The organism is Haladaptatus ordinarius (assembly GCF_054177595.1).
In genome coordinates, this window is sequence record NZ_JBPEHH010000229.1 from 1 (window position 1) to 2,488 (window position 2,488).

Below are 2,488 nucleotides of genomic sequence, written 5' to 3' on the forward strand. Positions count from 1 at the left end.
CGAACACGTCGAACTCTTCGAGAAACTCGAAGGAGAGGTGCTCGAACAGCGCTAGCGTCTCTGTCTCCACGACATTGAAGAAGGACTCTACCGAAGGATCATCTTGCAGGGTCGCTGAATTCATCCACCTCAGCGTTCACCCTGCTCTTTGGTGTGCTAATCGTTCTATGACACCCTCAGTCATCGGTCCTGTTTTCCACCAGCTACCGATACCGCGGATGAATCCACGCTAGTCCATCGCCGAAGAGCGTTATCCACGACCTCGCATTCGACAACTGACGCCAGACGACCGCAGTGGGTTCGTCCGCAATGCCGTGCTTATCGAATCGCACCTGCACCAGCGTCTTCGCCACTGAGTCGTGGTACAATGCTGTGTCTACATCCTCTGTGAGTCCAACGAGCGTTAGAGGCCCTGTTCGTGCCGAAGCAGCGCCGCAGCCATCTTGTCCGCGTGGACACCACGTCGATTGGTGATGATTATAGAGACCAAGCTCTGGAAGATATCGTGTTGGTCGACGTGGGAGCCGTCTCCTCTACGGCCATTACTTCCCCCGCAGTGTGAAAGATCGACCACAACTTGGACACTGTAAGGTACCAACGTCCGAAGATTCCTCGTCGCTGTTCGATGATTCCTCGTATTCCCATCGCGGATGGTAGTCACCACAACGAGTACAGATGACGTGCTCTGATTGATCTGCGGGAACGTGAAATTCTACGCCGTCGATTGATTTACTCATATCAATGTGCCTCCGAGGTGGTCTTTTCTGGCATAGATAGAGAGGAACGGCAGACGAGTATAGGCGTGACCGGGTGGGTTCCGATCCTTCCGGTACCAGGAAATCAAGAGACAGAAGCAGGGCCACGAGATTCCGATATGTTTCCAAATCGGCCGAGTCATCGACGACTAACGAACCAATCACAGGCCAGCGTTCGTAGGAATGACCTTCTGATGCAACTCACAGGCCGGTCGCACAGCACTGTCATTGCTGAGTGCCGGCAGTCTGGAACCACGGTCGAGGCCGAAACGAACGAGCGTCCGGAATGTGATCATGAGGGATCGCAGTTTACCGATTCGAGAGGCGAGAGTCGTTGGTATCGGGGTGAACCATAGTCAGACGAAAGGATAGAAGTATGCGAAACAGATATACGCATTACAAACAAAAATATTGTAAGGAGCGACAACGATGTCGTACGAAGCAACAATCACCAGCAAGGGACAAATCACCATCCCAAAGAAAGTTCGGGAGCGACTCCAGCTCACAGAAGGGCAGAAGGTTCTCTTTCGGTTCGATGAGGACGGTGGAGTCCGAATGATTGGCGTTCCAGATGACCCGATGGACCGTCTCAAAACTGCCCGGAAGCGTGCCGCTCCACTTGAACTCGACGCAGCAGAGTTGTTAGAGCGTGAACGTCGCGAGTGGAGCAGACACGCGTGATCTATCTCGACTCGTGGGTCTGGCTCGAATATGGTCTTGATGGGGCACTGTCGGACATCGCCGAAGAGACGATTCACGATGCGCGGGACACTGGTGGTATCGTTTCAACGATCACCTTGACAGAGGTTGATTATATCCTCAATCGCGAGGTTAGCAGTGAAACTGCAGACCTTGTAACGAGTGCTATCGAGGATTTCGAGCAGATACACGTCATTCCTGTCACGAGTGAAATCGCATTATACGCATCACGGCTCCGCACGAAATACTACCAACGTCGGGAGCGTGAACTGTCATATGCAGACGCAATTCACCTCGCAACAGCTGTTCTCACCGACTGTGAAACCCTTCATACGGGAGATAGCGACTTCGAAGATCTAGATGAACTCGAAACAGTTGTTCATCACCTATCTAACTAGACGGTTTTCACGGCGAATCAGTATATCCAAGCATTGTCTTTCGAGCGATCATCAACGGTTGTAATATTGAGTGGTAGACATGTGTCTCGACCACTCCGAAGACGAATTCGGTGAGGGAGAGATTACTGATTGAACGTGTTGGACTACCAACAGTCCTGTTTTTTCGCCCCCTGACGGGTGCGGGGCGTTCACTCACGAGCGTCTCGATGACCGGTGATTCAGATGGCGACCAGAGACATCTACGAAAACGGCTTCGACGAAGACGTACCGAGCGAAACGACTGACCTGTGTCCTGAATGCGACGGACAGGTAAACACGAATACACGAGAGACGACCTGCGACGACTGTGGGCTCGTCGTCGACGAACATGACATCGACCACGGTCCAGAGTGGCGCTACGACGATGGAGAGACGAACAGAAAACGAACTGGGGGATCACGAACGCCGACGTACCACGATTACGGACTCACGACGGCTCTGTACGGGCAGACGGACAGCAACGGAAACACACTTTCAGAATCGGTACTTCCCAACCGATGTGAGAACTGAAGCTAAAGCGTTAGTCTAATTAGGAAGATGTCTGGTTGAGTGAATGTGTTCAATATCCCTCAGCCAGACGGTGCTCTTTCGGACTCG

At 52.5% G+C, this 2,488-nt stretch carries 3 protein-coding genes and 1 pseudogene; 3 read left to right on the forward strand and 1 reads right to left on the reverse strand.

Features of this window, described 5'->3' with window-relative positions; translation table 11 throughout:
- Nucleotides 1-124 (reverse strand): annotated as a pseudogene (locus ACR3FF_RS26710) (IS5/IS1182 family transposase); the annotation flags it as partial.
- Nucleotides 125-1,184: 1,060 nt separating this feature from the next.
- Between ACR3FF_RS26710 and ACR3FF_RS26715 the strand changes: the two are divergent.
- The 3 genes from ACR3FF_RS26715 (at nucleotide 1,185) to ACR3FF_RS26725 (ending at nucleotide 2,401) form a co-directional block, all read left to right on the forward strand.
- Nucleotides 1,185-1,436: an AbrB/MazE/SpoVT family DNA-binding domain-containing protein gene (locus ACR3FF_RS26715; RefSeq protein WP_458191103.1), complete on the forward strand. Its 252-nt coding sequence runs from the start codon at nucleotides 1,185-1,187 to the stop codon at nucleotides 1,434-1,436.
- Nucleotides 1,418-1,852 (forward strand): PIN domain-containing protein, encoded by a 435-nt coding sequence (locus ACR3FF_RS26720; RefSeq protein WP_458191104.1) that lies wholly within the window; start codon nucleotides 1,418-1,420, stop codon nucleotides 1,850-1,852. Before ACR3FF_RS26715 ends, ACR3FF_RS26720 begins: the two co-directional genes overlap by 19 nt.
- A 222-nt stretch (nucleotides 1,853-2,074) precedes the next feature.
- Nucleotides 2,075-2,401: a TFIIB-type zinc ribbon-containing protein gene (locus ACR3FF_RS26725; RefSeq protein WP_458191105.1), complete on the forward strand. Its 327-nt coding sequence runs from the start codon at nucleotides 2,075-2,077 to the stop codon at nucleotides 2,399-2,401.
- The last annotated feature ends 87 nt before the right edge of the window (nucleotides 2,402-2,488 follow it).

Excerpts from the sequence above, each read along its gene's own strand:
- ACR3FF_RS26715 (WP_458191103.1), top strand. The coding sequence starts at position 1,185 with ATGTCGTACGAAGCAACAATCACCAGCAAGGGACAAATCACCATCCCA.
- ACR3FF_RS26725 (WP_458191105.1), top strand. The coding sequence starts at position 2,075 with ATGGCGACCAGAGACATCTACGAAAACGGCTTCGACGAAGACGTACCG.